General features: G+C 66.2%; 17 protein-coding genes. 11 read left to right on the top strand and 6 right to left on the bottom strand.

Annotated elements, in window-relative coordinates; genetic code table 11:
- Positions 1 to 64 precede the first annotated feature (64 nt).
- A complete protein-coding gene (locus OG300_RS08825) occupies positions 65 to 5,533 on the bottom strand; it encodes a carboxyl transferase domain-containing protein (protein ID WP_405494007.1) in 5,469 nt (1,822 codons plus the stop codon).
- A 230-nt stretch (positions 5,534 to 5,763) separates the two neighbouring features.
- Here OG300_RS08825 and OG300_RS08820 point away from each other — a divergent pair, with 230 nt between their 5' ends.
- Both OG300_RS08820 and OG300_RS08815 read left to right on the top strand, forming a co-directional pair.
- The gene (locus tag OG300_RS08820; RefSeq protein ID WP_405494005.1) at positions 5,764 to 6,123 is read left to right on the top strand and encodes a hypothetical protein; all 360 of its coding nucleotides are present in this window, start codon (positions 5,764 to 5,766) and stop codon (positions 6,121 to 6,123) included.
- Positions 6,124 to 6,757: 634 nt separating this feature from the next.
- Positions 6,758 to 7,342 carry a pyridoxamine 5'-phosphate oxidase family protein gene (locus OG300_RS08815; protein WP_405494003.1) on the top strand — a complete coding sequence of 195 codons (585 nt, stop codon included), beginning with the start codon at positions 6,758 to 6,760 and terminating at the stop codon, positions 7,340 to 7,342.
- Positions 7,343 to 7,767: 425 nt separating this feature from the next.
- On the opposite strand, the gene OG300_RS08810 is transcribed toward OG300_RS08815, so the two are convergent.
- Positions 7,768 to 8,121 carry a VOC family protein gene (locus OG300_RS08810; RefSeq protein WP_405494001.1) on the bottom strand — a complete coding sequence of 118 codons (354 nt, stop codon included), beginning with the start codon at positions 8,119 to 8,121 and terminating at the stop codon, positions 7,768 to 7,770.
- Between the two features lie 79 nt (positions 8,122 to 8,200).
- On the opposite strand from OG300_RS08810, the gene OG300_RS08805 reads away from it, so the two are divergent.
- A complete protein-coding gene (locus OG300_RS08805) occupies positions 8,201 to 8,692 on the top strand; it encodes a hypothetical protein (protein ID WP_405493999.1) in 492 nt (163 codons plus the stop codon).
- Between the two features lie 645 nt (positions 8,693 to 9,337).
- The gene (locus OG300_RS08800) at positions 9,338 to 9,784 is read left to right on the top strand and encodes a VOC family protein (RefSeq protein ID WP_405493997.1); all 447 of its coding nucleotides are present in this window, start codon (positions 9,338 to 9,340) and stop codon (positions 9,782 to 9,784) included.
- A gap of 72 nt (positions 9,785 to 9,856) precedes the next feature.
- Here the strand turns inward: OG300_RS08800 and OG300_RS08795 are convergent, their stop codons facing one another.
- Entirely contained in the window at positions 9,857 to 10,708 is an 852-nt protein-coding gene (locus OG300_RS08795) for a hypothetical protein (RefSeq protein ID WP_405493995.1), read from the bottom strand.
- Positions 10,709 to 10,937: 229 nt separating this feature from the next.
- On the opposite strand from OG300_RS08795, the gene OG300_RS08790 reads away from it, so the two are divergent.
- From OG300_RS08790 to OG300_RS08770, 5 genes are all read left to right on the top strand, one after another.
- Complete coding sequence (locus OG300_RS08790) at positions 10,938 to 11,573, top strand: TetR/AcrR family transcriptional regulator (protein WP_405493993.1); 636 nt, start codon at positions 10,938 to 10,940, stop codon at positions 11,571 to 11,573.
- Positions 11,574 to 11,661: 88 nt separating this feature from the next.
- Positions 11,662 to 12,792, top strand: a complete 1,131-nt coding sequence (locus tag OG300_RS08785) for a phosphotransferase family protein (protein ID WP_405493991.1) — start codon at positions 11,662 to 11,664, stop codon at positions 12,790 to 12,792.
- A 41-nt stretch (positions 12,793 to 12,833) separates the two neighbouring features.
- On the top strand, positions 12,834 to 13,922 hold the full coding sequence (locus tag OG300_RS08780; RefSeq protein ID WP_405493989.1) for a TIGR03857 family LLM class F420-dependent oxidoreductase: 1,089 nt from the start codon (positions 12,834 to 12,836) through the stop codon (positions 13,920 to 13,922).
- A gap of 269 nt (positions 13,923 to 14,191) precedes the next feature.
- Positions 14,192 to 15,361: an FAD-dependent oxidoreductase gene (locus tag OG300_RS08775; RefSeq protein WP_405493987.1), complete on the top strand. Its 1,170-nt coding sequence runs from the start codon at positions 14,192 to 14,194 to the stop codon at positions 15,359 to 15,361.
- A 200-nt stretch (positions 15,362 to 15,561) separates the two neighbouring features.
- Positions 15,562 to 16,029, top strand: coding sequence for a GNAT family N-acetyltransferase (locus OG300_RS08770; protein WP_405493985.1), 468 nt, complete (start codon positions 15,562 to 15,564; stop codon positions 16,027 to 16,029).
- A gap of 290 nt (positions 16,030 to 16,319) precedes the next feature.
- On the opposite strand, the gene OG300_RS08765 is transcribed toward OG300_RS08770, so the two are convergent.
- A complete protein-coding gene (locus OG300_RS08765) occupies positions 16,320 to 16,817 on the bottom strand; it encodes a DUF3592 domain-containing protein (RefSeq protein ID WP_405493983.1) in 498 nt (165 codons plus the stop codon).
- Positions 16,818 to 16,950: 133 nt separating this feature from the next.
- On the opposite strand from OG300_RS08765, the gene OG300_RS08760 reads away from it, so the two are divergent.
- Positions 16,951 to 17,478, top strand: coding sequence for a hypothetical protein (locus OG300_RS08760; protein WP_405493981.1), 528 nt, complete (start codon positions 16,951 to 16,953; stop codon positions 17,476 to 17,478).
- 63 nt (positions 17,479 to 17,541) lie between these two features.
- Here the strand turns inward: OG300_RS08760 and OG300_RS08755 are convergent, their stop codons facing one another.
- Together OG300_RS08755 and OG300_RS08750 are read right to left on the bottom strand one after the other, a co-directional pair.
- A complete protein-coding gene (locus OG300_RS08755; RefSeq protein WP_405493979.1) occupies positions 17,542 to 17,751 on the bottom strand; it encodes a DUF397 domain-containing protein in 210 nt (69 codons plus the stop codon).
- A complete protein-coding gene (locus OG300_RS08750) occupies positions 17,748 to 18,638 on the bottom strand; it encodes a helix-turn-helix domain-containing protein (RefSeq protein ID WP_405493977.1) in 891 nt (296 codons plus the stop codon). Before OG300_RS08750 ends, OG300_RS08755 begins: the two co-directional genes overlap by 4 nt.
- 361 nt (positions 18,639 to 18,999) lie before the next feature.
- Here OG300_RS08750 and OG300_RS08745 point away from each other — a divergent pair, with 361 nt between their 5' ends.
- Positions 19,000 to 19,290: a hypothetical protein gene (locus tag OG300_RS08745; RefSeq protein ID WP_405493975.1), complete on the top strand. Its 291-nt coding sequence runs from the start codon at positions 19,000 to 19,002 to the stop codon at positions 19,288 to 19,290.
- The last annotated feature ends 75 nt before the right edge of the window (positions 19,291 to 19,365 follow it).

Below are 19,365 nucleotides of genomic sequence, written 5' to 3'. Positions count from 1 at the left end.
ATACTGACCGGCCCGGACCCACAGTGGGTCCGGGCCGGTGTTCAGGCGGTGAGGTTCCGGGAACCTAGCGGGCCAGGCCCGCTTCGATCGCCTCGATGATGCGCGGACGCAGTTCGGCGGCGCGGATGATCGCGTCGACCGAGCCGACCTTGACGGCGCGCTGGATGTTGTGGACGCCGTCGAATTCGGCGGCGACCTGACCCAGCTTCTCGGCACGCACGGAGGCGCGCAGTTCGTCGAGTTCGGCTGCGAGAGCGGCGCGTTCGGCACCGGCGGCGTTGGTTACGCCGGCCTGGACCGTGCGGACCCGCTCGTCGGCGGCGGTGCGGGCGTTGACCTCACCGGCGAAGACGACCGCGGCGGCGGGAGCGCCGCCGAGGACCGAGGCGAACGAACCCTCCAGGGCGAGGACCGTCATGTTGGGGTTGAGCGCCTTGGAGAAGACGACGAACGCGCCACCGTGGTAGCGGGAGATGACGCAGAAGACGATCGGGCCCTCGAAATTGACGATGGCTCGGCCGATTTCGGCGCCGTACTCGAGCTGCAGCTTGCGCATGGACTCCGGAGAGCCGTCGAAGCCCGACAGGTTGGCCAACACCACCAGGGGGCGGTTGCCGCTGGCCCCGTTGATCGCGCGGGCCGCCTTCTTCGAGGAACGCGGGAAAAGCGTTCCGGCGGTGTAGGTGTCGGGTCCGTCGGTGGACGGGAAGCCGCGACGCGGGACGCCGCGCGACTCGATACCCAGCAGGCACACCGGGATTCCGCCCAGGCGCGCGTCCTGCACGACGGCGGTCTCGGCGTCCGCCATGCCCGCCCAGCGCTCCAGGGTCGGGTGATCCTGGTCGGCCAGCGCGGCCATCACGGTGCGAATGTCGAAGGGCTTCTTGCGTTCCGGGTTGTGGGTCGCGGAGAAGATCTCACCGACGGTGGTGAAGTCGCTGCCCTCGATCACGTGCGGGAAGGGCGAGACGTCGCGGTCGATCGGGTCGCTGGTCTGCGCCCGGCGCGGCGACTGCTCACCGTTGACCACGTAGGTGTGCTCGTAGTGCGACATCAGCACGGCGCGGGCCGCGGTCAGGTTCGGGGCCCAGTACTGTGCCTGGCCGTTGGGGCCCATGACGCGGTCGTAGCCGCCGATGCCGAAGTTGTCCTCGGCCGACACGCCACCGGAGAAGTCCAGCGACTGCTTACCGGTGAGCACCATGGCCGAATCCGGCGTCATCACCAGGATGCCCTTGGTGTGCATGAGCATGGTGGCTTCGGCGTTCCAGTACGGCTGCGCACCGACATTGATGCCCGCGACGACGATATTGATCTCGCCACCGCCCTGGGTGAATTCGACGATCCGCTTGAGCGCGGCCGCCACCCAGTCCATGTTCTCGGTGCCCGACTCCATCGAGATGCGCGCACCCGACGACAGCGCGTACCACTCGAGCGGAACGCCCATCTGCTCGGCGAGATCCAGCGCGGCGATCACCCGGCGGCACTCCGGCTCCGACAGCGCGCCAAGGGATTTGGTCGGATCGCCCAGCAGCACCACGCGGGTGATTCCGTCGGGATGCTGCTCGGTGCGGGTCACGACCACGCCCGCCACGATCGCGGCCTTGTTGCGACCCTTGGGCCGGTCGACGGGGACCAACACGTGCTCCGCGTCGAGGTCGTGCTCGGTGAAATCGCCGAGCAGACCGGTCAATTCGTACGGGTAGACGGTGTTGCGGCTGCTGGCGCGCAGCACCTTCTGCCGGTACTCGTCGAGCGGCTCGACCGCGTCGTCGGTGCGCTCCTCGGTGCTGATCGAGGTGGCCCCCGACGCGTCGAAGGACACCCGCACGGCGATCTTGGTGAGCTCGCCGGTCGCCGCGTCACGCTGCCGCGCGATCAGCAGGATCTCCTCGAGCCCCGCGCCCGCGGTCATCGGCAGGATGTGCCCGTCGATGATCGCCTCGAGCTCCTCGCGGGTGAGCTCGACCGGCGGCCAGATGTACATGACGATGCGGTTGGTGTTGAGCCGCTTGGCCGATGGCCGCAGCGACTGCGCGCGGCGGATCGAGTCGATGCAGGTCGCCACCGCGATCTCGGCGGTGGGCAGCGCCAGCAGGCGGCCGTCGTGCTCACGCAGCGCCGCGAGGTCACGCACCTGCGCGAACGCGATGAGGCGCTCGTCGGCCGGATTCTCCTTGGCGATGGCGCGGAACAGGTACACCTCGTCGTCGTCGGAGGACGGCAGGCGAGTGAGGTCGAACTTGCGCAGCCGCTTCATCTGCATCCGCTGCGCGATGAACGGGTGCAGGCCGCGGATCAACCGCTCCTCGGCCATGCCGGTCGCCGACGGACGGAAGGTGAAGTGGTGGTGCATGACCGAGTTGCCGCTGCCCGCGACGGTGGCGGTGATGCGGTGCACCTGGTTCGGCAGTGGCTGCGCGGCAAGGATTTCCTGCAGCGCGGTGGCCATGGCGTCGAAGTCCTCGGGCTGGTTCTCCCAGCTGAGGTAGATGTCGGCCTCGATGGACGCAGCCCCGGCGGCGAGCGAGTTGAGTCCGCGCAGCACGGTGTCGAGCTCGTCGAAACGCACTGCGGCCGAGACCAGATGCAGGCCGCGACGCTCGGCGATCACGAAGGCGCTGCCGTCGACGGTGTCGGTGTGCACGCCCGCCAGACCCTTGTTGCCGTAGTAGCGGCGGGTCAGCACCTCGAGCATGGCGGTGTTGTCGACACTGCCGCGCTGCAGGCGCTGGGCCAGCAGTCGCACCAGCGGCTCGGTGCTGCGCACCATGTCGGAGATGCGCTCGGCGCGGTCGGCGCTGGCCGGGTTCGCGTCGAGGTGGCTGAGGTGCTTGCGGACATTGGTGTAGACGCGAGCGCGGTTGCGGCGCAACAGCGGCTGACCGAACCAGGCGTACACGACACCACGGGTCAGATCGGCGATCACCGGGAAACGCACCTGGGTCGCGGCGACCAGACGCTCCAGCATCAGACCGACCGGCTCACGCAGCGCGCGGTCCGGCACGGGCTCCCGCAGCCACTCGCGCAACAGCGCGGTGATGATGGTGACGGTTTCCGCCGGACGCTGCTGGGCGAGGAAGATGCGGAAGACCGCGCCCTCGAGATCGGGGGTGCGATCCAGCTCGGTGATTCCGTAATGCCCAAGGGCCTTGGACAGTTTCGCCTGGTACGACTCCGGCAGCCCGGCCCGCTCGACATCGAGGCTCTGCAGGTAGGTGTGGAAATACTCGCGGGCGCTGTGCACGTGGCTCTGCGTGCCCTCGCCGTCCCAGGAGCGGTTGTTGCTCAATTCCGCGAGGTCGGCGAACATCTGGACGAGTTCGAGTTCCTCGGCCAGCGGGCGACGGTTGTCGGCGATGGCCGCCCGGCGCACGGCCAGGTAGTCCTCGAGCACGCGACGCTCGTCGTGCGGGTCGACGTCGAAGCCGAGCAGCAGACCGCGCACATCCTGAAGAGTGCGGGCCAGACCCTCGTGCGGGCGCAGCGGGGCGGGCTCGCCGGGCAGTTCGAGTTCGACGACGGCGGCCGGTGCGGCCTCGGCGTTCTCGTCCTCATCGACGATCGGTTCCAGGCGCAGCAGCGGCGCACCGGTCTCGACCTGGGTGCCGACCGAGACCGCGCACTCCTTGAGGCGGGCCCGGAAGGGCGCGCGCAGAACGGTTTCCATCTTCATGGACTCGAGCACGAGCACGGGGGCACCGGCCTCGACCTCGTCGCCGACCGCGAGCGGGGTGGCGACCACCAGCGCGGGCGCGGGCGAGCGCACGACGCCGCCTTCGTCGCGGCTGATGCGGTGGGTGACACCGTCGACGTCGACGAGGTGGATGGTGCCGTGGGTGGCGGTGGTGACGCGGAAACGGGTGCCGTTCACCAGGAGCTGACCGGCGTGGTCGTCGTGGCGATCGAGTTCGACGTCGGCGGCGCGCATATTGCCGCCCGCCTCGATGCCGATCCTGAAGCGGTGCGCGCCAATTCGGGCAACCCGGACACGGTAGGCGACGCCGCGCAGCTTCAGATCGTGCGGGCGACCACTCTCGTGCTGCACCTGCGGGCGACCACCGGACGCGGTGGACAGCAGGCGATCCTGCTCGACGCGCTCGTCGGCCTCGTAGGCGTCGATGGCGGCGGCGGCCACCGCGACGGCCGAATGGCGCTGCGAGACAAGGCGACCCTCGCCGCGCACCCGGTCGATCCAGCCGGTGTCGGCGCTGGCGTCGATCACCTCGGGCTGGCTGAGCAGGTCGAGCACGAAGCTCTTGTTGGTCGCGCCGCCCTCGATGACCACGCGGGTCTGGGCCATGGCGCGACGCAGCCGGCCCAGCGCCTGCTCGCGGTCGCTGCCGTAGGCGATGATCTTGGCGATCATCGAGTCGAAGTCGGCCGGGATGGTGTCGCCGACGCTGACGCCGGTGTCGACGCGAATGCCCGGGCCCGCAGGCAGATCCAGGCGCGCGATGCGGCCGGGCGCGGGGGCGAAGTCGCGGTCGGGGTCTTCGGCGTTGAGGCGCGCCTCGATGGCGTGGCCACGCTCGGCCGGGGGCGTGCCCTCGAGCTTGCCGCCCGCGGCGACGTGCAGCTGCGCGCGCACCAGGTCGAATCCGGTGGTGGACTCGGTGATCGGATGTTCCACCTGCAGGCGGGTATTCACCTCGAGGAACGCGAAGAGCTGATCGCCGGGGTGGTAGAGGAATTCGACGGTCGCCGCGCCGCGGTAGCCGACCGAGACTGCCAGCCGCTCGGCCGAGGCCTTGAGGTCGGCGGTCTGCTCGGGGCTCAGCAGCGGGGAGGCGGACTCCTCGATGACCTTCTGATTGCGGCGCTGCACGGAACAGTCGCGCACGCCCAGCGCCCACGCGGTGCCCTGACCGTCGGCGATGACCTGCACCTCGACGTGGCGCGCACCGGTGACGAGGCGCTCGAGGAAGACGATGCCGGAACCGAAGGCGCGCGCGGCTTCCTGACGGGTGCGCTCGTAGGCGTCGACCAGTTCGTCGGCATTGGTGACCATGCGGATACCGCGGCCACCACCGCCCGCGGTCGCCTTCAGCATGAGCGGGTAGCCGATGTTCTCGGCGGCGGCGAGCGCCTCCTCGACGGTATCGACACCACCGCGGCTCCACGGCGCGACCGGAACACCGACCTCCTCGGCGATCAGCTTCGCGCCGATCTTGTCGCCGAGTTTGCGCATGGCGTCCGGGCTCGGGCCGATGAACGTGACGCCGATCTGCTCACACAGTTCGGCGAACGCCGGATCCTCAGCGACGAAACCCCAACCGACCCAGGCCGCGTCGGCCTTGGTGGCGATGAGCGCCTGCTCGAGCACCTTGAGATCGAGGTAGGGGCGCGCGGACGCCGGACCCAGGTCGTAGGTCACGTCGGCTTCCCGGACGAATGTCGCATTCCGGTCGACATCGGTGTGCAGCGCGATCGTTTCGATCGGGTGCCCGGTCTCTGCGGCCAAGTCTCGGACCCCGTGGATGAGGCGCATCGCTGCCTCACCCCGGTTAACGATTGCAATGCGGCTGAACACTCGCCGACTCCTTCCATTCCACTGCGATTGGCCCCGGTGGGCGACGGAGTAAGACTGTTTCTCGCGTAGTTTGCACCTGTTGCGGGTCCAGGTATACCCGGATAGGGGGTTACTGGGACGTACGTTTCGAACGGCCGGTCGGTATCACGTGATTCGGGGTCCTTCGCACTCAGTGGAACGACACCCGATAAGCTAGCGGAGCGACGTTGCAGGTTCGGGAGGTGATCTGTGTGACCGACATTCTCGATGTACTTCACGCCAGGTGTGCCGAGTTCGCCGCGAAGGCAATCCTTACCGGCGAACAGCATCCGATGTTCTCTCTCACCACCAGTGAAGCAGCCGATCTCCTCGGGCGGATGGAAGACCTCCGCAAACGCTATGAGGACATGGATCTCGCCTATCGAGATCTCGAGGACCGCAATGCCGTGCTGCGGCGCGCCACCAGCGAGGCCTCGGTGTCCCTCGAGCGGATCCGCACCGCACTCGAGCAGCGCTCCGCGCATCCCGAAGCGCTTGCGCGCCAAGCCGCGACGATCGCGCGCTGCGCCGCCCAGCATCTGGCCGAGGCCGATCTACCCTCCCAAACTTAGGCAAACCTAAGTTACTGTGGGTCATGGACGGAGCAGTTGCCCAGGGCTAGATCCATGAGACCCTGCTGATTCCTCTCAATGGCCGCGCACTCGACGCACAGGGTACGAACGATGCCGGACCGCACCCGGATACGGGCTAGCCGTCCGTCTCGACTGCCGATACGAAGTGCGCGGCAAGACGTTCGCACAGCGTGGCCAACGCTGCGGCCGGTAATCCCCGAGAACACGAACTCAGGATCCAGCTCACTCCGAAGCGCGAACGCCGCCCGACAAACCGCCCACCCGACCGCTGCGCCTTCGGCATCACTCAGATCCGCCAAAGTCGCTGCGTGCCGGGCGGTTTCGACGAACAGATACCCGGGTATCGGCATCCCCTCCGACAGCGGCCGATGCGTCACCACCACCAGCTCATCGGCATAAACCACCGGCCCCACCAAACGCCCGACGCCCCGATGCTTTTCACAGATCGAACATTGATTCCCCACCTGGCGACAGTACCCACGTCACCGAGAACGTGCTGATCGAAGACGCGCGTTCATGCTCGCTCAATGGCTCGGTGCGGTGAGAACTCTCACGGCCGAAACCCTCAGCACCACCGATAGGCTCGTGGTGGAGCCGTCCGGGAGGGGAACCCATGGCAAAAGTGTTCTCGCAGCTGGATGATTCGCTGCACCGATTCATCCAGGCACAGGCGATGTTCTTCGTGGCCACCGCGCCGTCCGAGGGCGGGCGAGTGAATCTGTCTCCCAAGGGATATCAGGACACGTTCGCGATTATCGACGATCGCACGGTGGCCTATCTGGACCTGTTCGGCAGCGGTGCGGAAACGATCGCCCACCTGCGGGACAACGGCCGCATCACCATCATGTTCTGCTCGTTCACCCGCAATTCCAGGATCCTGCGGCTGTTCGGGACGGGCCGTGTGGTCCGCCCCGACGACACCGAGTTCCTCGACCTGCGAACGCTTTTCGGACTCGACCATCCAGGCATTCGCGCGGTGATCGTCATCGATATCGAGCGCATCGCCGATGCCTGCGGATACTCGGTCCCTTACTTCGACCTCGTCGGTGAACGACCGGTCCTCGACGCTCATCACGCCAAACAGCCGGACGAGAAGTTCTCGAACCGAATCACCGGCGACAACGGCCACAGCATCGACGGCCTGCCAGCGCTCGAACCCGATCATCCGCTGCCATCCGCTGTCCCACGATCAACGTGATCACGCAGACCGAAACAGCCTGCGACTATCCCCGGATCGGGAGGCCGTCGTATCGATTGTCGCGGCTCTTGCACACCCTGCGGCCCTGGTCGTATTCGACGCGGCCGCCACGCGAGGAGTTGCATTGATCCGCACTCACCGACGAGGGGCGAGCTTGGGCGGGAGCGGAGAATGCGGGGGCGACGGCGGTGAGGGCCGCAGTCGCGAGCAGAACGGACAGAACTCGAATCGTGGTCACAATGGGCCTCCGATAGCTGAGTCGGCGTTCGAGGTGAGATCTCCGGCGCGAGACTTTGACCAGCGAAAACTGACACACTGGCTGGGCCCACTCTACCTGCCATCATTCGCCGAGCCGGGAATGGCCATGCCGACAACCGGAATCTGTCCGACCGACAGAATCGATCCAACTCGGGAAAGGCGGTTGATCAGTTGATCTGGATCACGAAGAGCGAGTTGCCGTCTGGATCCGTGAACGGGGCCTTTCGGCCCGCTGCGCCGTCGGGGCCGACGTGGATGAACGGGCCGGGTGCCAGGCCACGCGAAATGATCTGGGCCACTGCGGCATCCAGGTTCGGGACGGCGATATTCACAAGTGCGTATCCGGCTCTCGGCGGATCGACGACGATATAGATCAGAGCGGTTTCGGTCAGTTGCCACATTGATTCGATGCCCGGGGTCACGAGTACGTCGGGTTCGCGGCCGAACAGTCGGGTGTACCAGTCCATCGCGGGTGCGAAGTCCGTGACGGGTACGCCTGAGAACAAGAACTTGGTCTCCATATCTCATTAGACGGCGGGGATCGGTGGGTGCGGGCCGTCGACACGGGCTCGGGTGAGGTTCTCGACGTACGGTGAAGCCATGTTGTTGCAACGGTTCCGGCGGCCCGGGGTGGAGCGGATTTCGCGGGCCGCGGATGCGCTGGTGATACCGGAGGCCGTGTTCAAGACGTGTCCGTGGCAGCCGCGGAGTCTGGTGGAGACCGGGTTGCGGCAGTGGTTGCGGTGTTGTGGGGCGGCGATGCGTGACGGGCAGGTGATCGGGATGCCGTCGCATGCGGTGGATGAGGCGTGGCACGGGTTGATTCTGTGCACGGTCAGGTATCAGCGGTTCTGCGACAGCGCGTATGGGCGGTTCCTGCACCACTTTCCGGATGGGGAGGACAGTGGACCCGCTACGTCGATGGCGGATCAACTCGGGCGCGCCGTGGTCGCCTGGTCGATGGTGGCGCGGCCCGGCGAGGAGTGCGTGCTGTGGGATCTGGACACGGTCGTGGGAGTGGAGCAGCCGTGGGGAATTCCCCTCGAGCGAGTCCGCTCCATCGAGGCTGCCGTCCACGCCGCCGACCTGTGAGCCGCTAGCCGCCTAGCCCCCGCCGCAACTGCTACTGCTGCCGCCGCCTCCGCAACTGCTACTTCCCCCACCGCAACTGCTGCTCCCACCACCGCAGCTACTACTACCCCCACTACAGCTGCTGCCACCCCCACACCCGTGGTGACTGTGCCCGCTATGCCCGTGACCACTGCTTCCGCTGTCTCCGGACCAGCTGCCACCGCTGTCACTCCAGCCACTGCCCCCATCGTTCGAGGAGGAGATACCGCTCCCACCTACGGAACCGTATCCCCAGCTCCCACTGGGATTTCCGCGATACTGCCGCCTCGCTCTACCGCTGAGCCAGGCCAGAAGCGCGATAAAGCCGAAGCCCGTAGCGATACAGATGAGCCCACCGATCATCTTTCGTCCCTCCCCCACCCGCGATCCCGACGATCACGTGCATTCTCCGAAGGCTACGTCAGCCTCGGCTCAGCCGCGATGAAGTATTCGGGTGACGCGAGCGCAATTCACAGCCTCAGGCCGACCTGCGGTACCCGACCGGCGGCTCGCCGAATTCGAGCGAAGTAGCTCACCGCTCGATTATCTACGGACGTCACCGAAGGCCGACGAACCGAATAGGATCCCGTCGCAACGACACACCGAGATTCGCGGGAAGGCATTTCGATGGGATTTGTACAGCGTTTCGACCACATCGGCATCACCGTTTCCGATATCGATGCGGTGACAGCGTTCTTCGTCGGCCTCGGCTTGGAAGCCGGTGGGAAGATGACGGTCGAAGGCGAGTTCCTGGACACCGTGATCGGAATGACCGGTGCCGCAACCGAGATCGTCATGCTGAACGTACCCGGCGGCGGGACGACGCTGGAACTGTCGAGCTTCGCACGGCCGCAACACCTTCCGGGATCTCCGGCCGCCCCGGCCAACGAGCTGGGTCTGCGCAACGTCGCTTTCGAGGTCCAGGATCTGCACGCCGCGGTGGAGCACGCCGCCGCGGCGGGCTACGGCCTGGTCGGTGGCATCGGCGAATACGAGGGTATGTGGCGGATGGCCTACATCCGCGGGCCGGAGGGAATCATCGTCTCGCTGGCCGAGCGCATCGACAAACCCTGACGAACACATGAATGCGCGGTCGGCGCGGCTGCAAAGAGCCGCGCCGACCGCGCTGTTGGTTCGCCGGTGGGGTCAGGGTTTCTGGGCGCAGTTGGCGGGCTGGGCGAAGCCCTGGTTGGCTACGTTGTCGCCGAGCAGGACGGTGATGTTCGCTTCGACCGGGTTCTGGCCGGGGGCGGAGATTTTCACGGTGAAGGCCTGGGTCTTCTCCTGGGCGGTGGCGGTGCAGAGAGCCGACCAGGTGATGGACTTGCCGTCGTTGGCGATCGAGGCGCTGACGTAGTTCTTCTTGGGTTCGGCGCTGGTCACCAGTTCGATCTTGGGGGTGACGCCGGCGGGGGCGTCGACCAGATCGGTGATGGGGGTTTGGGCGCGGCCGAAGGTGTTGACCGAGGCGGTGTCCTGGCGGGCCACCAGCTTCGTACCGCCCTGTCCGGCATCGACTCTCGTGGTGGTGAGGGTGTTGGAGGAGGCGGTGGTGTCGAACGCGCCGTTGGGGGCGAAACCCTTGACCGAGGCGTCGCTGGAGACCGCGGTGTTGGCGGGGGTCTGGCCGTCGACCATGACGGTGAGGGTGGCGGACGCGCTGTTGGCCTTGGTGACCTGGCCCAGGTTGAACACGACCTTCTGGGCGCCCTGCTTGGTGCCGCCGGATTCGTAATCGGTGCCGTTCGGAATGGTCACTTCGGCAACGACATTGGTGAACGAGTCGTTTCCGGTGGTGCTCACGGTCAGGGTGCAGGCCACCTCGTCGCCGGGGAAGAGGGTGCCGGGCGTCTGGACGTCGCGGCATTCGTACTTGGTGGTCGGTCCGGCCACGGCGTACGCCGGAGCAATGCCGATCTGCAGCGCACCGGCGGCGAGGGCGAAGGCCGAGGCGACGAATACGGCGCCTTTCACCGCGGGCTTGGGGACACTGGTCATGGTCTTTCTCACCTTCCGAGGTGGGCGCTCGCCCCGCGCCGTTCGCGGTTCGGATCACCCTGTGCTTTGTTGCTGCACTCAGAGTCGGCGCAGTGACTCTGCATCCACCAACGAGCCACCAACGGCCGCGCGGCGCTGCGGTCGAGGGCTCACACACGCCCGCCGCTATCGTCGGAGCGACACTCGGCCACGCCGGGACTTCGAGCAGATCAGGGGAACGGAAGCAGCGATGACCGAAGCGAGTTCGACGATGCAGTCCGCGGCCGGAACCCGCCTCAACCGGCGGGGACGCGAGACCCGGCAGCGGCTGCTCGACATCGCCATCGAGTGCCTCGCGCAGGGATCCGGGGAACCGTTGTCCGCCAATCGGATTGCCAAGGAGGCCGGGGTCAGCTGGGGGACGCTGAAGCATCAGTTCGGCGATATCGACGGACTGTGGGCCGCGGTGCTCATCGAGTTGACCGATCGCAGCGGCGCCAACAATCCCGAGATCTGGCCGCAGGTCAGCGGCTCGATCCGGGACCGGGTGTGGGAGATGGTCGATGCCATGTGGACCATCCTGGGTTCGCCCGAGGGGCAGGCGGTGGAGACGCTGCGAGCCGGACTTCCCAACGGCCAGACCGAACGGCTCGAGGTGTTCCCGCTGACCGCGGCCGCCATGACCGAATACGAGGACGCCTGGCTGCGCGCCTTCGAATACTTCCTGGCCGACCTGCCGCTCGATGCCGACAAGGTGCATCGCGTCCAGGCCCTCATCCCGATGGCCATGCGCGGCATCAATAACGAGCGCCGCCTGTCCTCCACCGCCGATCTGGCCGCCGCACGCCACTGCCTCGTCGACTCGATAGCCGTCTACCTGCACTGACTCCATTCTTTGAGAACCCTCGTTGACAATTGCGATGGGGCGGTCCACTGTTACCCCCAGCTTTTCGCAATCCAGTCAGGAGTGATCCATGTCTCCGTCTCCCGATGACCAGGGCATGCGCCTGCAACGCAGCAGTCGCGACACCGCCGCCCTGATCCCCCGACTCACCGGATGGCTGGCCACCCAGCTGCCCGAGGGAGCCGATCCGGAGCTCACGCTGGGGTCCGGCATCGACAGCAACGGCATGTCGGCGGAGACCCTGACCCTCACACTGCGGTGGAGCGAGGACGGGACCGCGCAGGTAGCGGACCTGATCGCGCGAGTTGTGCCCGCGCCCGGCGACTTTCCCGTCTACGAGCACTACAACCTGCCCGAGCAGTTCGACGTCATGCGGATCGTGGCCGAATTCGGTGACGTACAGGTACCTCGCGTGCGGTTCCTCGAACCGACCGGCGAGGTGCTGGGAACGCCGTTCCTGCTGATGGACCGCGTCGACGGGCTGGTTCCGCCGGACGTCATGCCGTACACCTTCGGCGGCAACTGGCTGTTCGAGGCCGACTCGGACCAGCAGCGGCGAGTGCAGGACAGCACGATCCGGACTCTCGCGTGGGTGCACGCGATCCCCGATGCCGCAAAGACTTTCGCGTTCCTCGACCCGCGGTATCCCGGCAGCGGTCTGCTGGAACGCAACCTCGAGCGCGCCCGAGCCTGGTACGAGTTCTCGGTACGAGACACCGGTCGCTCACCTCTGGTGGAGCGCATCCTGAAGTGGCTCAGTGCCAATATTCCGGATTCGCCGGGTGACACGGTCCTGTCCTGGGGTGACGCGCGGCTCGGCAACGTCATGTACCGGGACTTCGAACCGGTCGCGGTCCTCGACTGGGAGATGGCGACCATCGGGCCCCGCGAACTCGATGTGGCGTGGATCGTGTTCGGGCACCGCGTCTTTCACGGGATCGCGAAGAACTTCGGCCTGCCCGGCATGCCGGACTTCATGCGCGAGCAGGACGTGCGCGCGACCTACGCCGAGCACTCGGGCGTCGAGCTCGCCGACCTCACCTGGTACACGATGTACGCCGCGCTCAACTACTGCGTGGTCTTCCTGCGCGCCGGTGGACGGCAGATCCACTTCGGCGAAATGGAACGTCCCGACGATATCGAGGTGCTGCTGCACCACCGCGCGATCGTCGAGGAAATGCTCACCGAACTCGACGCTTGATCTCCCCCGTTCTCGAAACCCACTGGGAAAGTTAGATTCTCGTGACTGAACAGCTCAACGAACTGGCCTACTACTGCATCACCCGGCACCCCGCCGACGCCCGCGTCCTGTTGCCCGAGGCGCGCGACGCCGAACGGATCGGCCTCGGCTCGTGCATGATCGGCGAGCGGATGACCGTCAAGGACTCCGCGGTCCTCTCCGGCGGATTGGCCGGATGCACCACCGACCTCGGAATCGCCGCTGCGGCAACCAATCACCACACTCGGCACCCCATGGTCACGGCGACGATGGGTTCGACCATGCAGGCCATCACCGGGGGCCGGTACGCCATGGCGTTCGGGCGCGGGATGGCGGCGAACTGGAAGGCGATCGGCCTGCCCGCCGTCACCGAGGCGCAACTGCGGGACTTCGTCGGCATCCTGCGTCGGCTGTGGGACGGGGAGACCATCGTGAATCACGATGGGCCCGCCGGTAAGTGGCCCGTGCTCTACCACCAGAACGGCTTGGACGACGCGCCGCCGATCGGCTTCGTCGCGGTCGGCCCGAAGACTCTCGAACTCGCGGGTGAGATCGGCGACTTCGTCGTGCTGCACACCTTCTTCTCCGACGAGGCCACCGCCAATTCCGTTGCGGCAGTGCGGCGCGGCGCGGAGCGGGCGGGCAAGGATCCCGACAGCGTCCGCATCTGGTCGTGCCTGGCGACCGCGAGCGACGCGCTCTCCGAAGAGGATCAGCTGCGTCGGCGCACCGGGCGGCTGGTGACGTATCTGCAGGCGTATGCCGACATTCTGATCAGCGCCAACGGCTGGGATCCGCAGGTGTGGGAGCGGATTCGCGCCACGCAGCTGTTCCAGGATGCGGCGGCGGCCGGGCCGATCGACGCGTCGGCCTCCGTCGATGTCCTCGAGCAGTTCAACGCACTGATCCCCGACGAATGGCTCGGCTCTGCCGCATACGGCACCCCGAAGCAGTGCGTCGAGAAGATCACCCGCGAATACGACCTCGGCTGCCACTCGGTGATCATGCACGGCGCGAGCCCGCACGAACTGGAATCGGTGGTGGACGCCTACCGCGCCAACCGGCCGACCCTGCCCCGGGCCGTTGCGGCGAATCCGGGAAAGTTCGCCTGAGACTGGAGGTTTTGTCCCCGCTCGACCGCGTCGAATGGTTGCGATTCGATCGCGGTCGAGCCGGAGGCGCCGCGACTGTGACCGGGCAGTCACCGGCGGCGGCTCCGCATTCGATCGACTTCACAGTTATGATCGGGTCCCAAGTCAATATGGCGCACGAAAAAATCTGCTGTCGAATGGTGTTTCGCGCAGCGCGTATCAACTGATACGTGACATCCACTCATGGATCCGGTGCTGCTTCGTCTCGATGCGAAGGCAGGAACATGAGTATGCGTGTGATTATTGTGGGCGCCGGCCTCAGCGGGTTGGCGTGTGCGCACGGGCTGATCGGGCTCGGTATCGACGTCGCGGTGTACGAGCGTGACGCGGCGGCTGATTCCCGGCCGCAAGGCTATCGAATCCAGTTGGATCCGCCCGGGTTGAACGGGCTGAAACGGTGTCTGCCCGAGCAGGTGTATCGACTGTGCCTGAATGCGGCAGGCGCGCCGGAACTCCCTCCGCGAGTGCTCGATTCACGATTGCGACCGGTCGCCGAACGGGCGCGGATGGTTCAGTCGTATTCGCCGCAGACCAGGGCGTACGCGTTCGATCGGGCGACATTGCGGGCCAACATGATCGAGCACCTTCCAGTGCCGGTGTCCTTCGGTAAGCAGTTCACAGCTCTTGAAACGCGATCCGACGGGCGGATCACCGTCCACTTCGCTGATGGCGATCACGATGTCGCGGACTTGCTGGTCGGAGCCGACGGCGTCGGCTCGGCCGTGCGCGGGACCGTATTGCCCGATGCCCGCGTCGACGACGCCGGAATGCGCCTCATCTACGGCAAGATCCCTGCCTCGGCAGCAAATGCATTGCCGGACTGGGTTTTCGAAGCGATCTTCACCGTCGCCACCGGCCCCGGACACGCTCATGTCGGAGTCGGACCGGTCATTCCAGGAGACCGGCCGAAACAGTCGACACAGCGTCCGTCCTCCTCTGCGGACTATGTCGCCTGCCTGGTCGGCGCACCCGCGACACATCCATCGATGAGGCCGTTCGAAGAACTGCGAGCATTGCGCGGACGCGATCTGGCGCGGCTGGCCAGGGACCTGATCGGCCCCGACTGGCATCCAGACATCCACCAGGTGCTGGACCACTGGGAACCCGACTCCCTGTTCCCCCTCCGAATCGCCAGTGCCGCACCGATAGACGGCTGGAACACCCCCGGCGTCACCCTCCTCGGCGACGCGGTCCACGCCATGAGCCCGGTTCTCGCGATGGGCGCGAACACCGCGCTGCGGGATGCGGGCGAACTCACCAACCTCCTCGGCATCGCCCTCGCCGACAACAGCCCGGTTCACGAAGCCGTAGCCGAATACCAGCGCCGCATGCTGGCCTACGCGATCCCGCTGGTGGAGGCTTCCCGCCGCATCGGCCGAGAACGAGTCGGCCAGCACTGACCTAGGCAATGGGCCTAATCCTGCAAACATGCGCGCCTGCAATCAGATTCCTGACAATCGACGGCACAGTTTGCAGGGATAGGCCCACTTCCGATCCCCGACTCGGCATCGCCGCACCATTCGCCCGAGCAGTCGACCCCGCTGATGGTTGAATCTGTTACGTGGCAACCCAGTTCGAAGCATTCACAGTCCGAAAGGCGGTGGAAGCCGACGTCGATGCCATCTATCAGGTACTCGCCGCGAACGCCGCCGACACCTCACTGTTCCAACAGTCCCCCCGCAGAATCCGCCGCGACCTGAACGACTTCATCATCGCGACAGAGGCCACCCGAACACTGGGTTGCGCAGCACTGCACCGCCATACCCCAACCAATGCCGAGATCCTCGCCGTCGCCGTCGCCCCATCCGCACAAGGCCACGGAGTCGGCACGATCCTGATGCAGGCCTGCCTGGCCAACGCAACGAACCCGAACACCGTCATCTGGCTCGCCACCCAAAAACCCGCCTACTTCGCCCGCCACGGCTTCCACCCCATATCGAAATGGCAACTGCCACCCACCGCCATCCTCCGCAAACTGACCCTCGTCTTCGAACAACCCCGAAACCGCTGGCTCCCCGCCCTGTTCGGCCGACACACCTTCATGCGTTTCGCACCAAGCAGTGAGTAGCCGCCCTCCCAGGATCCTTGGCCAAACCCAACGGGCACAAAGGGCATACGAAAACACGGTGATCTAGAAGGTGCCCCGCTAGGCTCACGGCGACGACAAGGGGGCGTATGAAGCGAATGCTCGGCGATGTGGGATGGGCCGCGTTCGGTGCGATGTCCGGATGCCTGGTCGTGGTGGGAGCGATCTGGGGGTTTCGGTAGGGGCTGCGACGATTGCCGGCGCAGGTAGTTGCGGCGATCGGTGAATGATCTTGTTAGCGTGGGGATGTGTGCGCGCCCGCGTAGGCGATGTCAGAAGAGTTCGACGATGAGGATCGTCAGCCCGATCGCTGTGGACAGGGTGCTCAGCGACAGGGGGAGAAGCCAGAGCAGGTAGCTGCCGGGCCTGCCCTCGACCCGGAAGCGAGACGGCTCGTCCGGAAGATATCTGACCTGCACGATTTCGCCGACATTCCACGACCGGCCCCCCCACTGCCCGCGCCGGGAGTTGGCGACGAATTCGCCGTTGCGGCGGGTGGCTACGGTGTGAGCTACCGCGAGAACCGCCGATGCTCGCATGTCGCGGCCGTCGGTGGTGCGGTACGCGACGACGGGTGACGAACGTTCCTCGATTGTTTCCGGGCCCACCCGGTTGTGGGTTTCGGTACGGCTCTTCTCGATGTCGACGATCTCGCCGGGAACCACGACGCCGTCACGAGCGAATCGCATGCCCAAACGACCGGCTTTGCTACTCAACGGCACACTGGCCAACCCCATCAAAAGAAACCATGACGCAATCCAGAAACCCACTGCGGTGCCCCCGAAACTCTGCCGCTACGAACACAATCACGATATCGGATCTTCCAGGGGCACAGCTCGTCGGCGCATCCTGACCACGACCACGCCGGTTGCCGCTGCCACGCCCACCGGTAGGGTCGCTCGCATGAAGGACGGGGGAATGGAATTCAGGCCGGATGCGGACGACCCCAAGCGCGTGCACATCAAAGGTGGGCTGCCGGAGGGTGTTGCGCAGGCGGAGATCACGTTCAGGGCCAGGGGCGGGTGGCCCGGGAGTCGAGCGGTGCGACGGTCGGGAGCGGAGTTCGCGCGGTTGAGTACCACGACCCTCAATTCCCAAGGGGGCTGGGAGATTACGTCGACTCAATTGGCGTTGGAGGAGGCCGCGGAGTACATCCGGCAGGTTCGACGGCGACTCGAAGCGCGAGATGCGGAGATTCGGCGGCGGCGGGAGGCTGTCGATCTGCGGTGTCCTTCGTGCGGGGCGGACCGCGCTTATATCGGGACGCTCGGGTTCATCACGGCAAATACCAGGATTCTCTCTGACGAACCCAGCCGCCTCGACCAGCACGTAGTTCAGCAGCACGCGTACCGGTGCGAATCGTGTGGATCCATGGCGTATTTCGCGGACGGCTACCTGCCGCACCCGCTGCCCGGCGGCCACCGATCATGATCAGGGAGCTCTCACCGTGAAATATTGTCCGGATCGGGACGGTGAGAGCTCCCTGATCTTGGACTAGCTGCCGGTGGGCAGGGTGCCGCTGGTGACCAGCGCGGTGAAGGTGTCCCAGGCGGCGGGGGAAACGGTCAGGGTGGGGCCGGTGGGGTTCTTGGAGTCTCGGATGCCTACCGAACCGGGGGCGAGCCATGCCACTTCGACGCAGTCCGTTTGGCCGCCGCTGTAGCTGCTCTTGAACCAGTTCGCTTCGGATGGGGCGCTATTCACGGTTCGTAACTCCTTGCTACTCGCCTGATCAGGTCACGGGTTCGGCTCTCGTCCAGCGATGAACCGCGGATGGCCGAGGCGATTTCATCGTAGCGCCGGACATCCTCGTCCTTCTCGAGGTACAGGTCGGCCTTGCCGTTGCCCTCGAAATAGACGAGGGGTGGTTCCACGGGGTTACCGCGCGCGTCGGTGCCGAAGTCCAGGATCACGAAGGGGCCGTGCGGGATACCGCGGGCGCAACCCGCAGCGAACGGCTGGATCCGCAGGGAGATGTTGGGGAGCTTGCTGATCTCGGCGAGCTGCCGCAATTGAGCGGCCATCACCTTCGGGCCGCCGATCACCCGGTGCAGGGCGGACTCGTGCAGCACCAGATCCAGGCGCACCGGGTCCGTCTTGCGCGTGACGATGGTTTGGCGCTTGAGCCGCAGCTCGACTCGGCGTTCGATGTCGGCGGGGCTGTCATCACGGTAGAAGGCGCTGATCAATGCCCGTGCGTAGTCGGCCGTTTGGACGAGGCCGAGGACGATCTCGTGATAGGCGGTGAGGTGGCGGGCCGAGGCGGACAGTCCGACGTACATGTTGAACGTGGTGTCGCTGTAGAGGCCGCCGAACGCGGTGTACCAGGAGTTGACCTGGGCTTGCTTGGCGAGCTCCACTGCACGCACACCATCGGCCGCGTCGACCTGGTAGATCTCGCACAGAGCCTGGATGTCGCGCAGGCGAAGCTTTTTCACGCCGCCGGTCTCGATGCGCTGCAACGCGGTCTTGCTCAGTTCCGCCAGCTTCGCGGCCCGATCCATCGACATGCCGCTTATCTCGCGGGAATCACGGAGGAAGCGCCCCAACTGCCTCCGGGCCAAGGTGGATGGTTCGTCATCGTTGGTCATCGTCGTCCCCCAGCGGTCGGAGTTTCGGAACGAGAACACACGCCGGTTCAAACTCTAAGCCGGATTCGGAACACGCCCAGGCAATTTCACGCAACTTGACCCGGAACGTCCGAATCCCATCGGTCCCGGCCTCCGGCGTGGTGTCCTGGAGTCCTCAGCAATCCCGAATGACGGGAGGTTCCAACGATGTTCGGACTTCCGGCGACAGGTCACCGCGCGCTACCGGTGATGACCGAGGCCGATGCCCACAGGGCAATGCGGGAGCATGCGGGGTGCCCGATCACGGTGTGCCCGGCCAAGTTACAGGCCAAGACCTATTTGGTGCGGCGGGGGAAGCCGCGGCCTTCAGGGAGGGTGTGACGTGGAAGAGAACGGCGAGATAGACATTCGGGTACTACGTGAGGTCATCGACGCGGTGGAGGACCGGTTGCGGGCCATGGAGGCACGCGGCGGAGTCGTGACGGTGACGCGAGCCGAGATCTACGCGACGGTGATCTACGCCGTGATGTCGAGTGCCCGGGAGGCGGGGCACTACGGGGCCGGAAGCCTGGTGCGCGCACCGCTGCTGGACGAGGTACTGGCCGGGGCTGACCCGGAACCGTGGGAGACCGCGCTGTACGCGGTGCTCGTCGACCGGGCACTGACGATGTGAGCGCGGGCGGGCGAACCAGCGCGGACAGGCGTTGGGCGCGAACGAAAGCCGGGAGCCGCTGACCCCTCATCGGTC

This window comes from Nocardia sp. NBC_00511 (assembly GCF_045161165.1).
GTDB lineage: Bacteria > Actinomycetota > Actinomycetes > Mycobacteriales > Mycobacteriaceae > Nocardia.
This window is presented reverse-complemented; position numbering and strand designations above follow the sequence as displayed.